Here is a 20,295-nt window from a genome sequence, read left to right on the forward strand (position 1 = left end):
AATGAAAAATAATACAATCAGAAACGTAGTCGCAACAGGAATTGGAGCTGCCCTATTCGTGGTTATCGGAATGATCAATATCCCAACGCCTGTACCTAATACGAGCATCCAGCTCCAATACCCTCTGCAAGCTCTTTTTAGCGTCATCTTTGGACCAATCGTTGGTTTCCTGATGGGCTTCATTGGCCATGCCATTAAAGACGCTATGAGTGGTGGCGGACTTTGGTGGTTCTGGATTGCTGGCAGCGGGGTCTTCGGTCTATTGGTTGGCTTCTTTAGAAAATTCTTCCAAGTGGAAGAAGGAAAATTTGAAGTCAAGGATATTATCCGCTTTAATTTAATTCAGTTTGGAGCCAATGCAATCGCTTGGCTAATCGGCCCGATTGGTGACGTGATTGTGTCTGGTGAGCCGGTCAATAAGGTTATTGCTCAAAGTATTGTAGCAATTCTGGTGAATTCTGCGACAGTAGCAGTCATCGGAACTGTCCTGCTGACTGCCTACGCTCGCACCCGCACCCGCGCAGGAAGTCTGAAAAAGGATTGATTACATCAAAAATTGAAAGATTGGGAGAATTCCCAGTCTTTTTTTGTACAAAATAAAAAACATAATGTAAATTATATATTGTATTATAGAAATTTATAAAGTGAAAGGAAAATCTGTAAGAGAATACAGTAAAAGCGCTTTAAGAAATATTTGGACCAATTGGAAGAAGAGTGATAACCTGTTTTTCTCATTTAAACTTTCCAGCTCTGCTATTTTTCAAACAAATATTTTGCCCAGCTTTTCTTCTCGCGTTATAATAAATAGATGAATTAAAAAATTCAGAAAATTTTATAGAGAAAAGAGAGTTGAAATCTTATGGCAAAAGATATTCGCGTCCTACTTTATTACAAATATGTTCCGATTGAGAATGCTGAGAAATTTGCAGCTGATCATCTGGCCTTCTGTAAATCTATTGGTCTTAAAGGCCGTATCTTGGTAGCAGATGAGGGAATCAATGGAACGGTTTCTGGTGACTATGAAACCACTCAAAAATACATGGATTATGTGCACAGCCTTCCGGGCATGGAAGACCTATGGTTCAAGATTGACGAAGAAAATGAGCAAGCTTTCAAGAAAATGTTTGTTCGCTACAAGAAGGAAATTGTGCACTTGGGCTTGGAAGACAATGATTTTGACAACGACATCAACCCACTGGAGACGACAGGAGCTTACCTGTCGCCTAAGGAATTTAAGGAAGCCCTCTTGGACGAAGACACTGTTGTCCTAGATACTCGTAACGACTATGAGTACGACCTAGGTCACTTCCGTGGGGCTATCCGTCCAGACATCCGCAACTTCCGCGAATTGCCGCAATGGGTTCGTGATAACAAGGAGAAGTTCATGGACAAGCGCGTGGTTGTATACTGTACCGGTGGTGTTCGCTGTGAGAAATTCTCAGGCTGGATGGTACGTGAAGGATACAAGGATGTCGGTCAGCTTCATGGTGGTATCGCGACTTACGGCAAGGATCCAGAAGTCCAAGGTGAGCTTTGGGACGGTAAGATGTATGTCTTTGATGAGCGTATCTCTGTTGATATCAACCATGTTGATCCAGTTGTGATTGGGAAAGACTGGTTTGACGGTACTCCTTGCGAGCGCTATGTCAACTGTGGCAATCCAGAGTGTAACCGCCGCATCCTGACTTCAGAAGAAAATGAAGACAAGTACCTCCGTGGCTGTTCTCATGAATGCCGCGTTCACCCTCGCAACCGCTATGTGGCTGAAAACGGCTTGAGCCAGGCAGAAGTGGTGGAGCGTTTGGCTGCGATTGGGGAAAGCTTGGAAACATTGGTAGCTCAGTAATCGCATAGTAAAGATAAAAAACTTTAGACAAATTTACTGTCTAAAGTTTTTTCATTATTTATTTGTAGCTTAGCTTTTCTTTATTCAGGTTTCGATGTTTTGTGCCTTCTTTTTGATGTGATATAATGGGCTTAAATAAATGGGAAAGGAGCAAGTCTATGTCTAAAGCTATCATGGAAGAAGTGGCGGCCTATCTACGTCAGCATGCAGATGAAGAGCTGAGTCTGACTGATTTGTCTCAGTATTTCCATTATAGTCCTTCCCATCTATCCAGAACTTTCAAGAAAAAGATGGGCTTTTCTATCAAGCAATATGTGGAAGCTCTTAAGATGGAAAAAGGGATTCAGGAGATTGTAGAAGGCCGGCAAAATGTGACTGAGACCTCTATGGAAGCTGGTTATGATAGTCTAGGCAGTTTTTCCAATACGTTTAAGCGGCATACTGGACTTTCGCCTAAAAAATATTATCAGGAATCAACCAAGGCTTATGATTTTATAGTCAAACAGCTGGATGAGAAGGGAGCTTTCTTGCATCAGGATCCCGACTGTAAAAGTGGCAATCGCTTGACTGTGGCGTTATCTTATCCCGAGGGGTATGAGCCACGCATTAGTTGTGTCGGGCTTTTTAAGACCCGCATACCTAAAGAAAAGCCAGTTATCGGAGTGGCACTTAGTCAGGAGAGGCAGTTTATTTTTGAAAATGTACCGGATGGTCACTACTATCTTTTGGCCTGTGAATTACTGGAGGATTTACGCCTGTCTAAAAACTATGTCTTGAAGCATAACTTTCGCTGGGGCAGTGATGAGCCTCTCACATTTTCAGGCGATAGCATCTATCAAGAGGAAATCAGCATGCGCAGGCCCTTGCCCAGTGATCCACCTATTACAGTTAATCTTCCAGTTTTAATCATGCGTTCCCTAGCCAAACAAGCGCAATTGAGAATAAGAAAATTTTTATCCTAATTGATAAACTGATACTAGAGATTTATTCTCAGATATAAAAAATTGGAGGAACAATAATGAAATTAGACGTGTTTTTAAGTTTTAATGGTCAGGCAGAAGAAGCTTTTCGTTTTTATGCAGATCTTTTTCAGATAGAGATAAAAGGACTTGTCCGAGCCAGTGAGATGATGGATCCAGCAGACCTTCCTGCAGAAAAACGGGATAAGATTGCCTGGATTGCCTTAGATACGGAAAACTTGACCCTGAATGGTGAGGATGTAGGCATTTTTAACGACCTATCTATTCCTAGCAATCATCAGCCCAATCAATGGTTAGTTCTGAGCCCAGACAGTAGAGAAGAAGCCGATGAGCTCTTTGCTAAGCTTGCTGAAGGTGGACAAATTCTCTATCCTTTAGAGGAACAAGCTTTCGCAGAGTTTTATGGTCGCTTGATTGACCGTTTTGGTATCGGCTGGGATGTGATGAAATGAGGCAGAAGGATGGCTTATAGTGAATCCTTAGCCCAGCAAGTCCGTGCCATTTTAGCTACTGAACTTCCTCCTCATGTTTTTGAAGAAGAGGTAGAAGAGAAGAAGATGTTTGGTGGTTTGGCTTTTATGGTCCGAGGTAAGATGACCGTTACTGTGAGTTCGAGAAGTCAAGAGCTTGTCATGGTACGCATCGGTAAGGAAATGGAAAAGCAGGTTCTGCCTAAAAATGGTGCTAGTGTGACTTTAATGAAGGGTAGGCTTTATCATGGCTATATTGATTTAGATGGCGAAGGACAAAAGGAACTGTCTTACTGGATCAAGCTAGCCTTGTCCTACAATCAGGAGCTGACGCAGCAGGATAAAAAGTAAGAAGTGCTCAGAATGAGTTTTGCTTTCTTAGAAGTTTATTCATTACCTTTTTATGAAATTCAAATATATTCTTAGAATCTGTATTGATGAAGTTTTCAGTCGGAAAGTCTCTTCATGGATACAGGTTTTTTCGTCTTTTTCTTCCAAAAATGTTATACTAATACCAGAGTCCGTTTTGCGAATGAAGTTTATCTTTAAAAGTCTTGGAGAAAATCTAGTTTGTACCTGTATTGAGTTTTGATTTTGCATTTTCTCGCTTTCTGAAAGGCTTTTTGTAGTTAGAAAGGAGCATAGTATGAGTATTTCTTTTTACATTCAGAACCGAAAGGGCTTGTTTAGCTATAAGGCGGTCGAAACACCCTTGTCTTTGGTTTCCTTAGTAGAAGGGCTTGAGGTCGTAGGCCTCGAGGGCGATAAGGCTTATCAATCCTTGGATCAGGTCGGAACTTTTCTGGCTGTCTATTGGGAAGGGGCAGGCCGTGGGTTTGAAGTTTATTATCTGCCAGACCGAGAAACCTACCAGGTCCGCGTCTTGACACCATCAACGGTGGGCGACTGGAAAGGGGCTATTCTCTTCATGAGTCGTTTGGCTCAGAAGATGAAGCAGGATATTGTCGATGAATACGGCAATACTTACACTGCTGACGGGATTTTTAATATTGATTTTGAAGCGGATATTCTCTATGGCCTGAACGATGCCAGAGTGGCAGCTGCGCCTATGCATGTTTTCGAAGGCTATGCTCATGATTTGTACATGTCGCAAGAAAAACTTCTGGAACTTTTCAAGGCTGAAGATCCTGTGGAGGAGTTTGGCAGGCAGATGGCCGAGATGCAGCAGGTTCAGAGTCAATTTTCTACTCCTAAGTATTATAAGGATCAGGGTGGGAAATACCTGGGTTCTTATGTTCTGGCAGAAGGAGTGGACACAGTCCTTCCAACTCAGCCCATGCCCAAGGGCTACCTGATTAAAGAGATGATTGAGAGCGGTGCTAGTCAAGACATGGAATGGCATCTTCATATCCTGATAGAGGATGCTAGCAGTCCCCAGGGCTATAAATATCTGACAACAAAGGACTTGCAGGCTTTTTTGGAGAAAATTCCAGACACTCACCGTAGCTATCTGGATTCCAGCCAGATCCGGATTCAGCCACTTAGTCGACTGGAACTGGAAGCCATTTTGAATCAGCTTCCCGATGGAGAACCGAAGTTTTAGCGCTAGGAAAATTTACTTTTTGAATCTTAACAGAGCTGCCAAAAGGCGGCTTTTTTAGGGCTGTCAGCAGTTCTCACAATTTTGTGACTCTTTTCGTTTTGACAACATTGTTGAAAATATATTGAAAATTTCAGAAAGAAACTATAGAATAGAGGTCAGTTTTATAAAAAGGAGAACGAAATGAAAGAAAAACACATGCTAATCTTGGGCTGGGTGGCTACTTTTATGTCTGTTATGATGTATGTTTCCTATATCCCACAGATTATGAATAATCTAGCTGGCAACAAGGGTGACTTTATCCAGCCTTCAGTAGCTGCTCTAAACTGTACTCTCTGGGTCATTTATGGCCTATTTAAAGAGAAGCGGGACATTCCTTTGGCAGCGGCTAATATGCCGGGTATTGTATTTGGCTTGATTACTGCTGCTACAGCACTTATGTAAGATTGGGAGTTGTTCCCAGTCTTTTTTTGTTGGAAAAACATTGGACAAAGTGCTCACCTCATTTGTAGCTATAGAGTCTGCCTATGGCTTTTGCTATGTAGAAAATATGCAGGCAGCGTTCAGCAGACCGCCTTTTTATGATACAATGGTAAGATGAAGTCAGTAGACATCTGCTGGCTGTTTCATCAGGAAGAAAGGGGTAAGAGAGCAAGCCTATGATACTTGAAGAATTTGACCAAAGTCGCAAGGCCATCATTAACCCAGAGGACTTGAATGAATCCATAGAGGGTTTTCCGGAGACGGCTGTTTCCTGCTTTGCTAGGGAGACCTTTGCGCGGATGTTGGCGGATTTTGATTATGAACTGATTACGACAACTAGCATGGCTAATATTGAAATTCCTATCTATCGTATTTTTGCAGATGGACGGGAACTGGCTCTCTTCAATGCACCTGTTGGAGCTTCGGCCTGTGTAGCTATTCTGGAAGACTTGATTGCTTTTGGAATAAAGAAACTGGTGCTTTTTGGTACTTGCGGTATCTTGGATGAGGAGATTAAGGAAACGTCCGTCATTATCCCGACGGAGGCCCTGCGTGATGAGGGGACTAGCTATCACTACCAGCCAGCTAGCCGTGAGCAGGAAGTCAATCTTGGCTTGAAAGATTTTCTGACGGCTTTTCTGGATGAGCGCGGTATTTCCCATAGCAAGGGCAAGGTCTGGACGACAGACGGCATTTACCGTGAGACGGTAGCTAAACTCCGCCAGAGAAAGGCTGAGGGAGCTATATGTGTGGATATGGAATGCTTAGCTGTAGCGGCTTTAGCAGCTTTTCGAGAGATAACCGTCTGCCAGTTCTTCTATGCAGCCGACCACTTATCAGAGGAAGCTTGGGATATGCGCAACCTGGCCAATCATGCAGACTTAGACGAAAAAGATAAGATTGCCAATCTAGCGATTCAAATCGCTCTGGCACTATAGAGAAATAAGATGAAAAAACCAATTATCCAATTTGAAGACTTTAGCTTTCAATATCAAGCCCAGTCTGAGCCGACCCTGAAGCAGATTAATCTGACTATTTACGAGGGGGAGAAGGTTCTGATTGTCGGTCCGTCTGGCTCTGGTAAATCAACGCTGGGCCAGTGCCTCAATGGAATTATACCTAACATTTATAAAGGAGAGGCCAGCGGTCAGCTTTTGATTAAGGGGCAGCCAGCCTTTGAATCCAGCATTTATGATAAGTCCAATCTAGTCAGCACGGTCTTGCAGGACACGGATGGCCAGTTTATCGGGCTTAGCGTAGCAGAAGATTTGGCCTTTGCGTTGGAAAATGATGTGATGGAGCTGTCGCTTATGCGCGAAAAAGTCCGAACCTGGTCAGAGAAGCTGGATTTATCAGAGCTTTTGCAGCATCGGCCCCAGGATTTATCAGGCGGTCAAAAGCAGCGCGTTAGTCTGGCTGGAGTTCTGATTGACGAGAGTCCTATTCTGCTTTTTGACGAGCCCTTGGCCAATCTGGATCCCAAGTCAGGGCAGGATACCATTGATTTGATTGACCAGCTTCATCGGGAGACGGCAACGACGACTCTGATTATCGAGCACCGCTTGGAAGATGTCCTCTATCGTCCAGTAGACCGGCTAGTGCTTATCAATGACGGACGCATTCTCTTTAATGGACAGCCGGATGACCTGCTCAGAACCCAGCTGCTAGCTGAAAATGGCATCCGTGAACCGCTCTACATTACGACCCTGCGCCAGCTGGGCGTTGAAGTGGAAAAGACTGAAGACTTGTCCCGCTTGGATCAGCTGCAGCTGGCAGATGTGACCTTTGAGGGCAGAGACTGGTCTGATTCTGATAAAGGGCTTCAGGAGCCCTTGCTGGAACTGGAGCATGTGTCCTTTGCTTACCAGAGCGGCGGCAAGCCTATTTTGCAGGATATCAATCTGAAGATTTTCAAGGGTGAGCGAATAGCTATCGTTGGTAAAAATGGAGCTGGTAAGTCAACCCTGGCCAAGGCCCTCTGTCAGTTTATCGAGACTGATGGGAGCTATAGCTGGAAAGGTCAGGACATCAAAGGAGACTCCATCAAGGAGCGAGCAGAGCGGATTGGCTATGTCCTGCAGAATCCCAATCAGATGATTTCGGCAGCCATGATTTTTGATGAAGTGGCTCTAGGCTTGCGCTTGCGCGGACTTGCAGAAGCGGAAATCGAAGAGCGGGTCCATGCGGCTCTTAAGACCTGTGGGCTCTATGAATTCCGTAGTTGGCCGATTTCGGCCCTGTCTTTCGGACAGAAGAAGCGAGTGACCATTGCATCTATCTTGGTGCTGAATCCGGAGATTATCCTCTTGGATGAGCCGACAGCTGGCCAGGACCAGCGCCATTATACCGAGATGATGGACTTTCTAGACGAGCTCAATCAGCAGGGACATACGATTATCATGATTACCCATGATATGCAGCTAATGCTGGATTACTCAGATCGGGCGGTGGTTGTGGTGGATGGTCAGATTTTAGCCGATAAGGCGCCTGCTCAGGTGCTGACAGATCAAGAGTTGATTGCGGCGGCTCATCTAAAGGAAACGTCAATCTTTGCTCTGGCTGAGAAGATTGGTGCCGACCCTCTGGCTTTGACCGAGTTTTATATGCAAAAAAAGGAGGACAAGCATGCTTAATCAGCGAAAATTAATCGGCTACCATGCAGGCGAGACATTTCTTCATGGTCTGTCCGGTGCCAGCAAGATGCTGTTCTTCGTTCTGGTATCAGTGGCAGCCATGATCAGCTATGATACTCGCTTTTTGCTGGGGCTAGCCCTGCTGTCCCTCTGTCTCTTTCGGCTGTCTCACATCCGCATCCGAGACATTTCATTTGTTTTAGTCTTTGCGGCATCCTTTGCTGCTCTTAACTTAGTGATGGTCTATCTTTTCGCGCCTCAGTATGGTGTTGATATCTATGGAGCCAAAGATGTCCTCTGGACCGGATGGGGAGCTTATAATTTAACAGCTCAGCAGCTGTTCTACCTCTTTAATCTCCTGCTCAAGTATGTTTCTACTATACCTCTGGCAGTGATTTTCCTCATGACAACCCATCCCAGTCAGTTTGCTTCCAGCCTTCATCAGCTTGGTATTTCCTATAAAATTGCTTACGCGGTCAGTCTGACGCTCCGCTATATTCCAGATTTGCAGGAAGAGTTTTTCCTGATCAGGATGTCTCAGGAAGCGCGTGGTCAGGAATTATCCCAGAAAGCCAAACTGTCTCAGCGCGTAAAGGGAAATCTACAGATTATTATTCCGTTGATTTTCAGCTCACTAGAGCGCATCAATACCATTGCCACAGCCATGGAGCTGCGCCGTTTCGGGAAAAATAAAAAACGCACCTGGTATACCTATCAAGCTCTAAGCAAACGAGATATGCTGGTGCTGACACTGGCAGTCGCCTTTCTATTGCTCTGCTTTGCCCTCTTCGCAGTCAATCACGGCCGCTTTTATAACCCGTGGAGGTAGGATGGAGCATGTTTCTTATGAATGTACGGTTTCCTAAAGTATCTTCTATTTATACAATATTTTAGGAGCTTTTGGAGACTTACATGCTGAAAGGGAAGGAGTAATATGAAGAAAAAATGGAAATTTATAGCAGTTCTCGTAGTTGTTTTGTCTTTAGTTGGCTCTTACGATGCGTATCGATATTTTACATATAATCGTTATAAAGAAAGAAACTATGCAATTGAACCACGAGCTTATGAATTTATTGCAGATAGGCAAGGGGTAGCTATTATATGGCGGCCAATAGATTCTAAGTATAGATCGAAATTTGGAGGTTATTCAGATGCAATTTATGGCAAGAAATATATTGCGACGGATAGCTATCAATTTGTTCACCGTTTTAATGACTCTGACTTTGATTTGAAACATCTAACTTGGGGTGAGTACTGGAAAATTCAAGTATATGATACTAGTACGGATAATTTAGACCGTAAGGAGTACGACTTACTTAAAGCTGTTCAGGAATATGACGATGGCTATTATCCTTATGACAGCTACACCTATTTTGTTAGCTATAATAATCAAGAATATCGAACAATAAAATTAAGAAAAATTGGTGGAGGGCCTGGTCGCTTAGTCTTATTCAATCTTGGAACAGGGAAGGTGGAAGATGTTCCAGAAGGGGCAAATATGGGTGGGGATAGACGAACTAGTATTTTTGTCAACTATACAAGCCTTAAAAATTACTATTCTGAGAGCATGACAAATACTAATTCTTCTCTCTATTTCCCCAATTCAGTTATTAAACAATCTTCTGATTGGCGCCTAAAGGAGGAATATCCTAAAGCTTATGACTTGATGACGAATCAGGGAGGGCAATTATATCTTTTGATGGATAAGACAGATCCTAAACTGATGTCAGACATTTTCAGTCTTTTAATACCGAAAGATAAGCAACTATTTGATAACTTAACTGTTTATGGTAATATCACAAAAGACGGTCGAGATCATGTGGTGAATTCTTATGAAGAATTTATCAATGTTTTAAAACTGGAGGAACAGGACAGTAAGTAAGTGACTTTTTATACTTGCGGTAGTCTTGTAGCATCTCTTTTCTACATTGAGCTTCTAGTCGGTGACATAAAAAAACCAGGCAATTTTTGCCTGATTTTTTTCTTATAATGGTCTTTTATTTGGCATACCGGCTTTGCGGGGATATTTATTGGGGGTTTCTTTCTTCTTTTCTACCACTGTGATAAAGCGGGGATCGCCGTTTGGTAGGGCATAGCTGAGGTTGTCTTGGACCTTGCTAAAGAGTAAGTTAAGGGCATTTTTGGCTTCTTCCAGTTCCTCTGGAGCATTAGAAGCTTTGAGAGCCAAGAGCTTCCCGCCAACTTTTAGATAGGGAATGGTTAGCTCAGACAGAACTTGCATTCGAGCGACTGCACGGGCAGTGACCAGGTCAAATTGCGCCCGAAAGGCCTTGTCCTGAGCAAAGTCTTCTGCGCGGCCGTGGTAGAAGTGAACCTTGTCCAGCCCGAGCTCTTCTGCCAGCAGTTTGAGGAAGTTGATGCGTTTGTTGAGCGAGTCAATGATAGTCACATCCAGCTGGGGGCAGATAATTTTCATGGGGAGGCTAGGAAAGCCAGCACCGGCTCCGATATCCAGCAGCTTAAGCTCTTGATTCTCAATCAGGCCTTGCAAAACGGGCGCAATTGAATCATAGAAATGCTTGAGATAGACTTCATTTTTCTCGGTGATAGCAGTCAGATTGATTTTTTCATTCCATTCGACCAAGAGTTCAAAATAACGCTCAAACTGGTCTTTCTGGCGGTCGGTCAGCTCGATTCCCTGCTGGGCTAAGAGCTGGTAAAATTCTTGCGGTGTCATAGTTTCATCCTTGTTTGTCAGTATACATCCTATTATATCATAAAAAGGAGACCCCGGCATTCTGCCAAAGGGCCTCTTGTCTTATATGCCAATCTGATTGAGCTCCGCCAAGAGCAGCTGGCGCCGTTCATCCTGATTAGCAGCTGGGTCAAATAGAACTTCTTTTTTTATCTTGCCATCTAAAATGAGCAGAACCTTGTCTGCATAGGTAGCCACACTGGCATCATGCGTCACTAGGAGAATGCTTGCACCCTGCTGGTGGAAGTGCTGCATGAGCTCCATAGCTTGACGGCCAGCCTGAGAGTTGAGCGCTCCTGTCGGCTCGTCAGCAAAAATGATTCGAGGCTGGTTCATGAGAGCCCGGCAGATGCCGGCTCGCTGGAGCTGGCCGCCCGATACCTGATGGATAGAGCGGTGAGCAATGTCCTTAATGCCAGTCAGAGCCATTAACTCCTTGGCTCGCTCATAGGCTGCCTTTCGCTCGCTGCTTTTCTTACCAATAATACTCGGTAGGCAGATATTGTCTAGGATATTGAGATTTTTCAGGAAGGTTGCCTGCTGGAAGACAAAGCCGAAAGCCTCTCTGCGAAGGCAGTCTAAGTCCTTGTCTTTCATAGCTAGCAGGTCCTGTCCCTCGTAAAGAATCTGTCCTTGGTCAGGTCTGTCAATGGTGGACAGAAGATTGAGAAGGGTGGATTTCCCGCAGCCAGACGGCCCCATGATGGCGATGAATTGGCCGCTTTCAATCTCTAGCGACAAATCGCGGAGAATGGGCTCCTGATTTTCCTGATAGCTTTTGCTGAGGTTATGTGCTTCTAATAACATAGGCTTCTCCTCGGATGTAAAATAAATGCTAAGCTCTCGAAAGCTATCTGCTTAAGATTAATGTTCCTTGAGATAGCGTCCAATTTCCAGCTTGTTCAGCGCTCGGAGACTGATGTGTGCTGCTGTGAGTCCGCTAAGAAGCAGAGCCAGCGGTGTCCATAGAAAAGTAAGGGACTTATTGATGATGAGCTGGAGTTTGCTGATACCGAAGCTGCTGAGCAGCAGACTGCAGACTTCTTGCCCCAGACTAAGGAGCAGCAGGTTGGCTATTGCCAGAGCCAGCATTAAGATGAAGCAGACAGCGAGCAGGTAGTGGCTCCTGAGTCGTTCACTGCCAAATCCCAGCATCCGATAAAGTGCCAAGTCAGCTTGGTCCTTGGTGAAAATCATATAGACAAAGAGAGTCATAAGGATGAAGACAATGCCGAGTCCTGTCCAGAAAACGCTGATCTGAATCAGGCGGAGCATGGCTAGCGTATCATCAAAAGTCTGATGGAAAAAGTCTTCTACGTCGGTTAATTTATAATTGGAATAGTGTTTTTTCCATTCGTTGATTTTTTGAGCTTTGTTGCTAGCATCTTTAAGGCGGATGGTCGTCAGACTATTGAGCGTTTGCGCTTGCTTTATCACAAAGACAGCCTTGGCGGTTTTGCCGCCGTAGGTCAGGTCTGAGTAGATACCGACTACTTTTAGTTTTCTGGCTTGACCGTCTACCGTCAAGGTCAAGCTGTCCCCTACTTTTAGCTTGAGCTCTTCTGCCTTCAGCTTAGAGAGGGCAATTTCATGCTCGTTTTTAGGATAGCGGCCTTGGCTGTATTTGACTGGAAATCCCGCATGGTTTCCCAGAGTTACCCGCAACTGCTGGGTCTGACCTTGCTGGTCTTGATAGGAGAAATTCTGGCTCTGGTACTGATTAATCTCTGCGATATCCTTGTCTGCCTGCAGTTCTTTCATAAGCTGGGCAGCCTTGGTATCAATATCTTCAGTCTGAGAAATATCAATCAACACATCTGCCTGACCAGCTCCTAGATACTGGATGAAGTTCTTGTCCATCACAGTGCCGTAGAGACTGGCTGGCAGCAGGATAAGCAGGCTAATCAGACTGACAATGAGCAAGATAGTCAAATAGAGTTTTTTATGATTCAGAATCGTTTTCAGGGCGAAATAGAGTCTGTCTAAGAAGGGGATAGACGGTAAACCCATCTTCGGAGTAGAACGAGTCTCGGTCAGACTGTTGGAAGAAGCTAATCTTAAAGCTTGGCCAGGCGTCATTTTCTTAAAGGAGCTTAGAGGTCGGGCAGTCAGCCAGAAGACTAAGAGACAGAGCAATAGAGCCACTAGCGCTTCCAAAAGATAGCTATAGAAGGGCGTCGGACTTTGCCCCATAGATAGTGCCATCTGCTTTTTAAAAGGACTACTCAGAAGAAAGGACAGTCCCCATCCAGCGATGGTTGCTAGAGCTAGGCAGAAATAATACTTGGTCAGATAGACCTTGCTGATAAAGCTTTGGGGTAACCCCATTACCTTCATAACGGCAATCTGCTGCAGGTCTTCTTGAATCTTGGTCAATAGGGCAAAGCGCATGCAGAGAAAGGTGATGCCAATGATGGCCATAACCAGTAGCCCCATGACTAGGATGACTAGAGCATCATTGAAGCCGTTAATCATCTTGATAGTCGGATAGGTAATCATAGGCGGCCCGTTGGACTCAAGCTCCGCATTTTTATAGGCTTGCTCGATAGTAGAAATCTGGCTAAGCTTATGCACTCGAAAGGCGATCAAGTTCTCATTAGATGCAAATGCTTCTGTTTTCAGAATCTGCAAATCAGTCTGTGAGATGAGGAAGCGTTTGGAGGAGACTAGACCGGCATTCATCTGGGCATCTCGGATAAATCCCTGGACAGTCAGCTGCAGCTTGCCGACTCTTATTTGGTCGCCGATTTTGATTTTTCCGCTATTGTAATAATAAAGGGGGATATAAACTTGCCCTGGCTGAGGCTGGGCAGGCTGGTTATTCTGATCCAGCAGAAAGTCAAAGTTTTGGTTCTGACTGGAAAAGCCATTATCCTGGGAGCTGTCCTGAAGTGAGTTTTTCTCATTGATGCGGATGGCTGATCCTTCCACATTGACAAAGTCTGTCAGCTGCCAAGAGGCAATTTCCGGATGCTGCTGGACGAAGTTTTGCAGGCGTTCTCGGTTGACGTTTCCGCTGTGCATCTGTAGCAGGTGAGGACTTTTAGCTGTTTCCACAAAGCGCTCAATCGAGCTAGTGAGACTAACGGTCAGGCGAGTGGCTGCAAAGCTCAGAGTCAGAGTCAGAAGCAGGAAAAGTCCAATGACTAGCATGCTGACTTTGTTTTCTTTTAAATCATTTTTTATCAAGCGTTGAAACATATTCCAGCTCCTTTACTGAACGTGCTCGGGAGAGCAGATAAGCACCAATGCTGATAGAGATACCGGATAGGATAAAGAGCAGACCATAGCCTCTGCCTCCTCCGACACCTATGATTTTTCCGACAGAATTTGCCAGCCAGCCAAAGTAAGTCAGTGAGGGCTTGAAAAGAGTGTCCGCGACCCAACCCATGCCGGCATAAGCTAGCACATAGCCCAGCTGAGAAATAATCCCTATGGTCCCCCAGACCTTGCCTTGGTCAGCTTTGTTAATATTGATGCGGACCAGGTAGTCAATGGCTGTATTGGCGAAAGGTAGGGCAGCAAAGAGGAGAAAGCCAAAGCTGCAAATCCAGATGAAGTTTTCCTTCATTCCCAGCCCAACCATGAAGAGTCCCAGTAGAAATAGTGAGAGGCAGAGCATACGATGGAAGTGTTTTTTGATAGCAAATATCCCCAGAACCAAGCCTCCTATCAGCATCCCGCTGCTGGAGATGGTCATGACCCAGCCGGCTGTTTTAGCGTCTGCGAAAGCCAGTACCAAGGGAGAAAACAGGATTTGGACTGTTCCCAAAAAGAAGGAAAAGCCTGTTCCAGCTAGGACTAAAATCCAGATTCCTTTTTTTCTATAGACGATTTGAAAACCTTTAAGGAAATCCGCCAAGAAACGACTATCACTGCTATAAACTTGTGTGTGAATGGCCCTACGAGCGAGCAAGGTGCAGGCTACTGTCACGAAAATGGTTGAAAAATCCAGCAACAGAATCGTGCTGATATGTCCACTCGCCAAAATCATTCCAGCCAAGGCTGGTGAAATCAGATAGCGGGCAATGCCATTAATCTGGGACAAACCAGTTGCTTTTGATAACTGGTCCTCAGGCAGCAAGTCGGAAATCGTAGCTCGAAAGGCCGGATTGACCAAGGCTGAAAAGAGCGAGCTAATGGCAGCTCCGATACAGATAAAAATCAAAGCAGGATTCTTCAGACTAAAGTAAATCCAGAGAACTCCTAAGCCTGACAGGCCATCTCCCAGGGCCATCAGCAATCTTCGGTCATAGCGATCTGCCAGAATTCCAGCCAGAGGAGTAACCAAAAGACCGGGTAGGAAAGCACAAAGAGTAACAAAAGAAGAAACAGAAACCAAACCGGTCAGCTGGAAGATATAAACACCTAAAGCGAAAGAAGTCATACCAGAGCCGATTTCTGAAATGAGGCTTCCTATCCAAATCAATAAAAAGAGTCTAAAACCTGATTGTTTCATAGTTGCCTCCTTATGCTTGTAATGGCAAGTAAGTGTAAATAGTAAATCTAGTGCTTAGCTTTCTAGCTGCTTTGAGTTTGAATCAAAGATAGAAAGGGATTGAAGTAGCCTTGCCGGCTGTGAAAAATAGTTTCTAAAAGATAGAGAAAAGCTTGTAGTTTTTGCTGCTGTTTTTCTGGGGGTAGAGCTTGAAAGCTGCTGCCAAAAACTTGAAGCGAATAAGTAAGAATCATTTCCAAGCTTTCGTAGGGATAGTCGGTCCTCATATCTCCAGCGGTGATGCCGTCTTGGATGATGGGAAGTAGAATCTGAGGCGCCCGTTCAAGAAGAATTTGATTGGTCTTTTCGTGCAGGAGCGCATTTTGCGGCTGATTGAGATGCAGCAGCACTTCCTCTCCCTCTTGATGATTAAGATTCAGAGCAGCCATGCTGCCAACCAAGCGCTCTAATATAGTCAGTTCATGATTATCAGCAAAGGCTTGGGAAGCTGTAAATGCTCTTTCAATGGTTCGCTCAATGATGGCATCCATTATTTCTTCCTTAGAAGAAAAGTAATAGTAGAGAGTACCGCGGGCGATTTGAGTCGCTTCTAAAATCTGGGAGATAGAGGTTTGATCAAAGCCTTGCTCCATAAAAAGCTTTTGTGCGGTATCTAAGATAAAGTCTTTTTTATTAGCCATGCTTGCATCCTTTTTGGTAGTAAAATTTTATTCGACCGGCAGTCGGTTTATTCTTTCCTTCATCATACATCTTTTCTAAATCAATGTCAAGAATAAAGACAGTTCCTCTATTTTTTGATATAATAAGTCTAATCAAAATTGGAGGAGTATATCATGACTTTTATTATTATTCTTATTATTGTCGCGGTTTTAGCGTTCTTTGTCGTTGGTGCTTACAATACCTTGGTTAAAAGCCGCATGCAGACTCAGGAAGCTTGGAGCCAAATTGATGTACAGCTTAAACGCCGTAATGACCTGATTCCTAACCTCTTAGAAACAGTCAAAGGCTATGGCAAGTACGAGCAGGCAACCTTGGAAAAGGTAACACAATTGCGCAACCAGGTAGCTTCAGCTGCTTCACCAGCCGAAGCCATGCAAGCCAGCGACGCCCTTTCTCGTCAGATTTCTGGAATCTTTGCAGTAGCTGAAAGCTATCCAGATCTGAAAGCTAACACCAACTATTTGAAGTTGCAGGAAGAACTGACCAATACTGAAAATAAAATCGCTTATTCTCGTCAGCTTTATAATTCAGTAACTAGCAACTACAATGTCAAGTTAGAAACTTTCCCAAGCAATATTGTTGCAGGTTTGTTTGGCTTTAAAGCTGCGGACTTCCTCAAGACACCAGAAGAAGAAAAGGCTGTGCCAAAAGTTGATTTTGGCAGCACTGGACTAGGTGACTAAGATGCTATTTGATCAAATTGCCAGCAATAAAAGGAGGACTTGGCTCCTCCTTATCGCTTTTTTCGGACTCTTGGCTCTCCTTGGAGCAGCTATTGGCTATCTCTGGCTGCGGTCTGCTGTAGGTGGTATCTTGCTAGCCTTGATTATCGGAGCTATTTATGCCGGAGTGATGATTTTTCAGTCTACAGAGGTTGTCATGGCGATGAACGGAGCTCGCGAGGTCTCTGAGCAGGAAGCGCCCGAACTCTATCATATTGTTCAAGATATGGCCATGGTCGCTCAGATTCCTATGCCACGTGTCTATATCGTAGAGGATCCCTCTCCCAATGCTTTTGCGACCGGATCTAAGCCTGAAAATGCAGCTGTCGCAGCAACGACGGGTATCTTGCAAATCATGAATCGTGAGGAGCTTGAGGGAGTGATTGGCCATGAAGTCAGTCATATTCGAAATTATGATATCAGAATTTCAACGATTGCTGTAGCTTTGGCCAGTGCTATTACCATGTTGTCTAGCCTGGCTGGCCGTATGATGTGGTTTGGTGGCGGCCGGCGCAGTAGTAATGATCGAGATAACGATAGTGGTTTGGGAATTATTCTCCTTATCGTATCACTGATTGCTATCGTTTTAGCTCCTCTGGCAGCTACCTTGGTGCAGTTGGCCATTTCTCGTCAGCGGGAGTTTCTGGCTGATGCTTCCAGTGTAGAGCTGACCCGCAATCCGCAAGGGATGATTAATGCCCTACTCAAGCTGGATCGCAGCGAGCCTATGGAACATCATGTCGATGATGCAAGTGCAGCTCTCTATATCAGCGACCCTAAGAAAGAAGGCGGACTGAAGAAACTCTTCTATACGCACCCTCCTATCTCAGAACGAGTGGAGCGCTTGAGACAGATGTAAAAACTGGGAGAAATCTCAGTTTTTTATTGTTTATGCTATAATGATAGATGAATAATATAGTAAGTAGGAAATGTAATGAAAAAACTAAAAGCCTCTAAAGATTTATTTGCAATTTTTTATATTGTTAATTGGATTCTGTCTATAATAATAGCTCCTTTGGGTGGCTATGCAGTTATAGTTCTAATGCTATCTACTATAGAATTTCTGAGTTCAGGCAAGACAAGCATATTAATGCATTTTATGATATTTAGTATGATTTTTAAGTGTGTTGTTCTGATCTATCTGTTTATTTATCTGATTTTGAGCCTTCGTTCGCTGATTCAGAGTATAAAGACAAGCAGGGACTCGCTTCATCTGGCTCCAATCAGTTTAATTCTGACTCTGTTGCTTCAGCTATTTCCATTCATCTCTGCTTTGAAAGATACGCGAACCATAGAACCTTATCGCTGGTTGATAGGGGTTGTGCCACTATGCTCGATTTTGTCTTTCCTCAGCTATCTTTACGGTCGGTATGGACTCAAAGGACAAAGAAAGAAGGCACTGCTCTGGGCAGGGCATGTGGTTAATGGCATGCTAACTTTGCTCATGGTTGTAGCTTTTTTTCAGCCTATCATTCCCCAATTAACACGAACCAGCCGAGTTCTCAGCAGCTTGGAGCAGGAGTACAAAAAGCGGGGTATGGATGCTAAGGTAGAGACTGTACCAAGTGGATACGGGGAAGAAGATTCGAATAATCCAGACTTTAATGATATATACCCAATTGGGAAATTTAAAGTAACTATTGGCAAGCATTCTTTTTATGAAGAAGTTCGAGTCAATAAGGCGGGAGGCATTGAAGAAGCTGCGTTTATTGATCCGAAAACAACTCCTTCTCCCATCCTGCGAGTTATTCTCCAAAAGGAAAATAGTCAAGAAAATCTAATCAAAACGAAAGAAAATGTAGAAAAAAGTCTAGATAATATAGATGAGAGTGTTAATATCATTCCTCATTATGGGAATACAGAGGTTTCTGTAGAGTACATAACTAATCCTAAGCGCTCAAAACCCAAGAGCTTTGAGGAAAAAGATTTCAAGTTAAATTCTATCTTTGATCTTACTGATGAGAAATTGCTAGAAAAAGAAGATATTTGGATCAGTATTAGAATTGAGCTGAATCTGAAGCAAAGACTCTTTGCTTCAGATTCAGGAGAAAAATTCTTACATGATATGGACTATTCCCTCTTTCAGACAGGAAACTATGTCTTTGAGATAGAGGAGACAGACAAGGATAATGTTACTAGCAAAAAGCAATTTTTTGCTAAAATTAAGGACGGAAAGTTAGTCCAGTTAAACAAGAACGACAGTGACCAAGACTTGACTGAAGGGTCAGTATCATTGCTAGAATACTCTTATCGTGGTAGTATAGGCTATTCCATAGACGAAGGGTATGACCACATGGTTGATTGGCCTGATTGATACAGAAAGGAATAGAAGAGGGGGAATTTTATGATTCTATTCCCTCTTTTTTTTAGGCAAATCTATTTTAGTTCATTAGGCAGATTCATTTTACTTCCTTTCATTCATGTCTAAAAAGATGTTTACTCAGATTGTGTTACAGTTTTATTTCAGTCATCCATGAACCTCAGATTATCCAAGTTTATTTTTGTATAAGTAAGGAGGCTAGATTTAAAAAAGCTAGTGTTTTCAAGTTGTCAGGTTGAACCCTTCTGAGAATCTTATAAAATCAATATTTTCTTGAAAACCATAAAACTTTCAGAAAAAATCACTATATTGAGTATTCCTATATTTCAAATTAATCTATTTGTATTATTTGGAAATATAAAGTAATTTTTTTGTAACATATTCGAAATATATTACTAGTATATTAAATTTAGTAAAAAATTTTATTGCATATATGAAACCGAGGGCTCAATATGTTGAAAACATTTGGAAAAATTTTCAAAGTCATTAGAGAATCAAAAAATATGTCTCTTAAAGAGGCGGCAGCCGGAGATATTTCAGTGGCTCAGCTGTCTCGTTTTGAGCGGGGAGTCAGTGGTATTACGCTTGATTCTTTCTATTGCTGCTTAAAGAATATGGCTGTTTCTCTAGACGAATTTCAGTATGTTTACCATAACTACATTGAGGCAGATGATGCGCTTTTCTCAAAAAAAGTAGCTGATGCTTATCAGGAAAACAATGTCGTCAAGCTCCAAAGTATATTAGCTAGCTCAGAAGCTTTGGCTAAAAAGTTCCCTGAGAAGAAGAATTATAGGCTTAATACAATTGTTGTTAGAGCAGTATTGTCTTCCTGCAGTCCAGATTTTCAGATTAGCAAGAAAGATGTAGAATTTCTGACCGATTATCTCTTTTCCGTTGAGGAGTGGGGGCGTTATGAGCTCTGGCTCTTTACTAATAGTGTGGATCTATTGACCTTGGAAACACTGGAGACCTTTGCTAGTGAGATGATTAACCGCACCCAGTTTTATAATAATCTACCGGAGAATCGCCGGCGTATTATCAAGATGCTGCTTAATGTTATCAGCGTCTGCATAGAGAGTAATCATTTGCTGGTTGCTATGAGATTCCTCAATTATCTTGACCATTCTAAAATCCCTGAGACAGATCTTTATGATCGGATGCTGATTAAGTATCATAGGGCTCTTTATTCCTACAAGGTTGGGAATAGCTATGCTCTGAGCGATATTGAGGAGTGCTTATCTTTCTTGGAATTTTTAGATTCTTTCGGTGTTGCCCAGAAGCTCAAAGCTCAGTTTGAAAGGATTTGCCTTTCGCAGTTGCAGATGTGCAAATAAAATAGACTCATTTCTAAAAATATACTAGAATAAGAGTATAACTTTATACCA

20 protein-coding genes are annotated in these 20,295 nt (G+C 43.3%); 15 read left to right on the top strand and 5 right to left on the bottom strand.

Annotated features, from left to right (window positions below; translation table 11 throughout):
• Position 1: 1 nt before the first annotated feature.
• The 11 genes from J1C86_RS02930 (at position 2) to J1C86_RS02980 (ending at position 9,855) form a co-directional block, all read left to right on the top strand.
• On the top strand, positions 2–544 hold the full coding sequence (locus tag J1C86_RS02930; RefSeq protein WP_002900998.1) for an ECF-type riboflavin transporter substrate-binding protein: 543 nt from the start codon (positions 2–4) through the stop codon (positions 542–544).
• 315 nt (positions 545–859) lie between these two features.
• Positions 860–1,846 carry a rhodanese-related sulfurtransferase gene (locus tag J1C86_RS02935; RefSeq protein WP_002898096.1) on the top strand — a complete coding sequence of 329 codons (987 nt, stop codon included), beginning with the start codon at positions 860–862 and terminating at the stop codon, positions 1,844–1,846.
• Positions 1,847–2,004: 158 nt separating this feature from the next.
• The gene (locus J1C86_RS02940) at positions 2,005–2,808 is read left to right on the top strand and encodes a helix-turn-helix transcriptional regulator (protein WP_125405497.1); all 804 of its coding nucleotides are present in this window, start codon (positions 2,005–2,007) and stop codon (positions 2,806–2,808) included.
• A gap of 56 nt (positions 2,809–2,864) precedes the next feature.
• The gene (locus J1C86_RS02945) at positions 2,865–3,278 is read left to right on the top strand and encodes a VOC family protein (protein ID WP_125405500.1); all 414 of its coding nucleotides are present in this window, start codon (positions 2,865–2,867) and stop codon (positions 3,276–3,278) included.
• 9 nt (positions 3,279–3,287) lie between these two features.
• The gene (locus tag J1C86_RS02950) at positions 3,288–3,647 is read left to right on the top strand and encodes a TfoX/Sxy family protein (RefSeq protein WP_125405503.1); all 360 of its coding nucleotides are present in this window, start codon (positions 3,288–3,290) and stop codon (positions 3,645–3,647) included.
• Between the two features lie 295 nt (positions 3,648–3,942).
• The gene (locus J1C86_RS02955; protein ID WP_002910379.1) at positions 3,943–4,860 is read left to right on the top strand and encodes a DUF4299 family protein; all 918 of its coding nucleotides are present in this window, start codon (positions 3,943–3,945) and stop codon (positions 4,858–4,860) included.
• A 180-nt stretch (positions 4,861–5,040) separates the two neighbouring features.
• Positions 5,041–5,301 carry a SemiSWEET family transporter gene (locus J1C86_RS02960; protein WP_002898091.1) on the top strand — a complete coding sequence of 87 codons (261 nt, stop codon included), beginning with the start codon at positions 5,041–5,043 and terminating at the stop codon, positions 5,299–5,301.
• A gap of 215 nt (positions 5,302–5,516) precedes the next feature.
• The gene (locus J1C86_RS02965) at positions 5,517–6,278 is read left to right on the top strand and encodes a nucleoside phosphorylase (protein WP_125405506.1); all 762 of its coding nucleotides are present in this window, start codon (positions 5,517–5,519) and stop codon (positions 6,276–6,278) included.
• A gap of 9 nt (positions 6,279–6,287) precedes the next feature.
• Positions 6,288–7,973 (top strand): ABC transporter ATP-binding protein, encoded by a 1,686-nt coding sequence (locus tag J1C86_RS02970; RefSeq protein ID WP_125409587.1) that lies wholly within the window; start codon positions 6,288–6,290, stop codon positions 7,971–7,973.
• Positions 7,966–8,802: an energy-coupling factor transporter transmembrane component T family protein gene (locus tag J1C86_RS02975; protein WP_125409585.1), complete on the top strand. Its 837-nt coding sequence runs from the start codon at positions 7,966–7,968 to the stop codon at positions 8,800–8,802. The genes J1C86_RS02970 and J1C86_RS02975 overlap by 8 nt, the downstream gene beginning before the upstream one ends.
• A gap of 105 nt (positions 8,803–8,907) precedes the next feature.
• Positions 8,908–9,855 carry a hypothetical protein gene (locus J1C86_RS02980; protein ID WP_125405511.1) on the top strand — a complete coding sequence of 316 codons (948 nt, stop codon included), beginning with the start codon at positions 8,908–8,910 and terminating at the stop codon, positions 9,853–9,855.
• Between the two features lie 102 nt (positions 9,856–9,957).
• Here J1C86_RS02980 and rsmG read toward each other — a convergent pair whose 3' ends face one another.
• The 5 genes from rsmG to J1C86_RS03005 all read right to left on the bottom strand — a co-directional run bounded on the left by rsmG (position 9,958) and on the right by J1C86_RS03005 (position 15,828).
• Entirely contained in the window at positions 9,958–10,671 is a 714-nt protein-coding gene (gene rsmG / locus J1C86_RS02985) for a 16S rRNA (guanine(527)-N(7))-methyltransferase RsmG (RefSeq protein WP_125409582.1), read from the bottom strand.
• Positions 10,672–10,752: 81 nt separating this feature from the next.
• Positions 10,753–11,496: an ABC transporter ATP-binding protein gene (locus J1C86_RS02990; protein WP_125409580.1), complete on the bottom strand. Its 744-nt coding sequence runs from the start codon at positions 11,494–11,496 to the stop codon at positions 10,753–10,755.
• A gap of 57 nt (positions 11,497–11,553) precedes the next feature.
• Positions 11,554–13,890, bottom strand: a complete 2,337-nt coding sequence (locus J1C86_RS02995) for an ABC transporter permease (protein WP_125409578.1) — start codon at positions 13,888–13,890, stop codon at positions 11,554–11,556.
• On the bottom strand, positions 13,865–15,148 hold the full coding sequence (locus J1C86_RS03000; protein ID WP_125405517.1) for an MFS transporter: 1,284 nt from the start codon (positions 15,146–15,148) through the stop codon (positions 13,865–13,867). Before J1C86_RS03000 ends, J1C86_RS02995 begins: the two co-directional genes overlap by 26 nt.
• Before the next feature lie 62 nt (positions 15,149–15,210).
• A complete protein-coding gene (locus tag J1C86_RS03005; RefSeq protein ID WP_125405520.1) occupies positions 15,211–15,828 on the bottom strand; it encodes a TetR/AcrR family transcriptional regulator in 618 nt (205 codons plus the stop codon).
• A 153-nt stretch (positions 15,829–15,981) separates the two neighbouring features.
• Here J1C86_RS03005 and J1C86_RS03010 point away from each other — a divergent pair, with 153 nt between their 5' ends.
• The 4 genes from J1C86_RS03010 to J1C86_RS03025 all read left to right on the top strand — a co-directional run bounded on the left by J1C86_RS03010 (position 15,982) and on the right by J1C86_RS03025 (position 20,244).
• Entirely contained in the window at positions 15,982–16,551 is a 570-nt protein-coding gene (locus J1C86_RS03010) for a LemA family protein (protein ID WP_125405523.1), read from the top strand.
• 1 nt (position 16,552) lies between these two features.
• The gene (htpX, locus tag J1C86_RS03015; RefSeq protein WP_125405526.1) at positions 16,553–17,449 is read left to right on the top strand and encodes a zinc metalloprotease HtpX; all 897 of its coding nucleotides are present in this window, start codon (positions 16,553–16,555) and stop codon (positions 17,447–17,449) included.
• Positions 17,450–17,524: 75 nt separating this feature from the next.
• Positions 17,525–18,904, top strand: a complete 1,380-nt coding sequence (locus J1C86_RS03020; protein ID WP_125405529.1) for an ABC transporter permease — start codon at positions 17,525–17,527, stop codon at positions 18,902–18,904.
• A gap of 458 nt (positions 18,905–19,362) precedes the next feature.
• Entirely contained in the window at positions 19,363–20,244 is an 882-nt protein-coding gene (locus J1C86_RS03025; RefSeq protein WP_002898077.1) for a helix-turn-helix domain-containing protein, read from the top strand.
• Positions 20,245–20,295 lie beyond the last annotated feature (51 nt).

Origin of the sequence: Streptococcus sanguinis (assembly GCF_050220005.1) — a bacterium.
Classification (GTDB): Bacteria; Bacillota; Bacilli; order Lactobacillales; family Streptococcaceae; genus Streptococcus; species Streptococcus sanguinis_Z.

Excerpts from the sequence above, each read along its gene's own strand:
- J1C86_RS02930 (WP_002900998.1), top strand. The coding sequence starts at position 2 with ATGAAAAATAATACAATCAGAAACGTAGTCGCAACAGGAATTGGAGCT.
- J1C86_RS02935 (WP_002898096.1), top strand. The coding sequence starts at position 860 with ATGGCAAAAGATATTCGCGTCCTACTTTATTACAAATATGTTCCGATT.
- J1C86_RS02940 (WP_125405497.1), top strand. The coding sequence starts at position 2,005 with ATGTCTAAAGCTATCATGGAAGAAGTGGCGGCCTATCTACGTCAGCAT.
- J1C86_RS02945 (WP_125405500.1), top strand. The coding sequence starts at position 2,865 with ATGAAATTAGACGTGTTTTTAAGTTTTAATGGTCAGGCAGAAGAAGCT.
- J1C86_RS02950 (WP_125405503.1), top strand. The coding sequence starts at position 3,288 with ATGGCTTATAGTGAATCCTTAGCCCAGCAAGTCCGTGCCATTTTAGCT.
- J1C86_RS02955 (WP_002910379.1), top strand. The coding sequence starts at position 3,943 with ATGAGTATTTCTTTTTACATTCAGAACCGAAAGGGCTTGTTTAGCTAT.
- J1C86_RS02960 (WP_002898091.1), top strand. The coding sequence starts at position 5,041 with ATGAAAGAAAAACACATGCTAATCTTGGGCTGGGTGGCTACTTTTATG.
- J1C86_RS02965 (WP_125405506.1), top strand. The coding sequence starts at position 5,517 with ATGATACTTGAAGAATTTGACCAAAGTCGCAAGGCCATCATTAACCCA.
- J1C86_RS02970 (WP_125409587.1), top strand. The coding sequence starts at position 6,288 with ATGAAAAAACCAATTATCCAATTTGAAGACTTTAGCTTTCAATATCAA.
- J1C86_RS02975 (WP_125409585.1), top strand. The coding sequence starts at position 7,966 with ATGCTTAATCAGCGAAAATTAATCGGCTACCATGCAGGCGAGACATTT.
- J1C86_RS02980 (WP_125405511.1), top strand. The coding sequence starts at position 8,908 with ATGAAGAAAAAATGGAAATTTATAGCAGTTCTCGTAGTTGTTTTGTCT.
- rsmG (WP_125409582.1), bottom strand. The coding sequence starts at position 10,671 with ATGACACCGCAAGAATTTTACCAGCTCTTAGCCCAGCAGGGAATCGAG.
- J1C86_RS02990 (WP_125409580.1), bottom strand. The coding sequence starts at position 11,496 with ATGTTATTAGAAGCACATAACCTCAGCAAAAGCTATCAGGAAAATCAG.
- J1C86_RS02995 (WP_125409578.1), bottom strand. The coding sequence starts at position 13,890 with ATGTTTCAACGCTTGATAAAAAATGATTTAAAAGAAAACAAAGTCAGC.
- J1C86_RS03000 (WP_125405517.1), bottom strand. The coding sequence starts at position 15,148 with ATGAAACAATCAGGTTTTAGACTCTTTTTATTGATTTGGATAGGAAGC.
- J1C86_RS03005 (WP_125405520.1), bottom strand. The coding sequence starts at position 15,828 with ATGGCTAATAAAAAAGACTTTATCTTAGATACCGCACAAAAGCTTTTT.
- J1C86_RS03010 (WP_125405523.1), top strand. The coding sequence starts at position 15,982 with ATGACTTTTATTATTATTCTTATTATTGTCGCGGTTTTAGCGTTCTTT.
- htpX (WP_125405526.1), top strand. The coding sequence starts at position 16,553 with ATGCTATTTGATCAAATTGCCAGCAATAAAAGGAGGACTTGGCTCCTC.
- J1C86_RS03020 (WP_125405529.1), top strand. The coding sequence starts at position 17,525 with ATGAAAAAACTAAAAGCCTCTAAAGATTTATTTGCAATTTTTTATATT.
- J1C86_RS03025 (WP_002898077.1), top strand. The coding sequence starts at position 19,363 with ATGTTGAAAACATTTGGAAAAATTTTCAAAGTCATTAGAGAATCAAAA.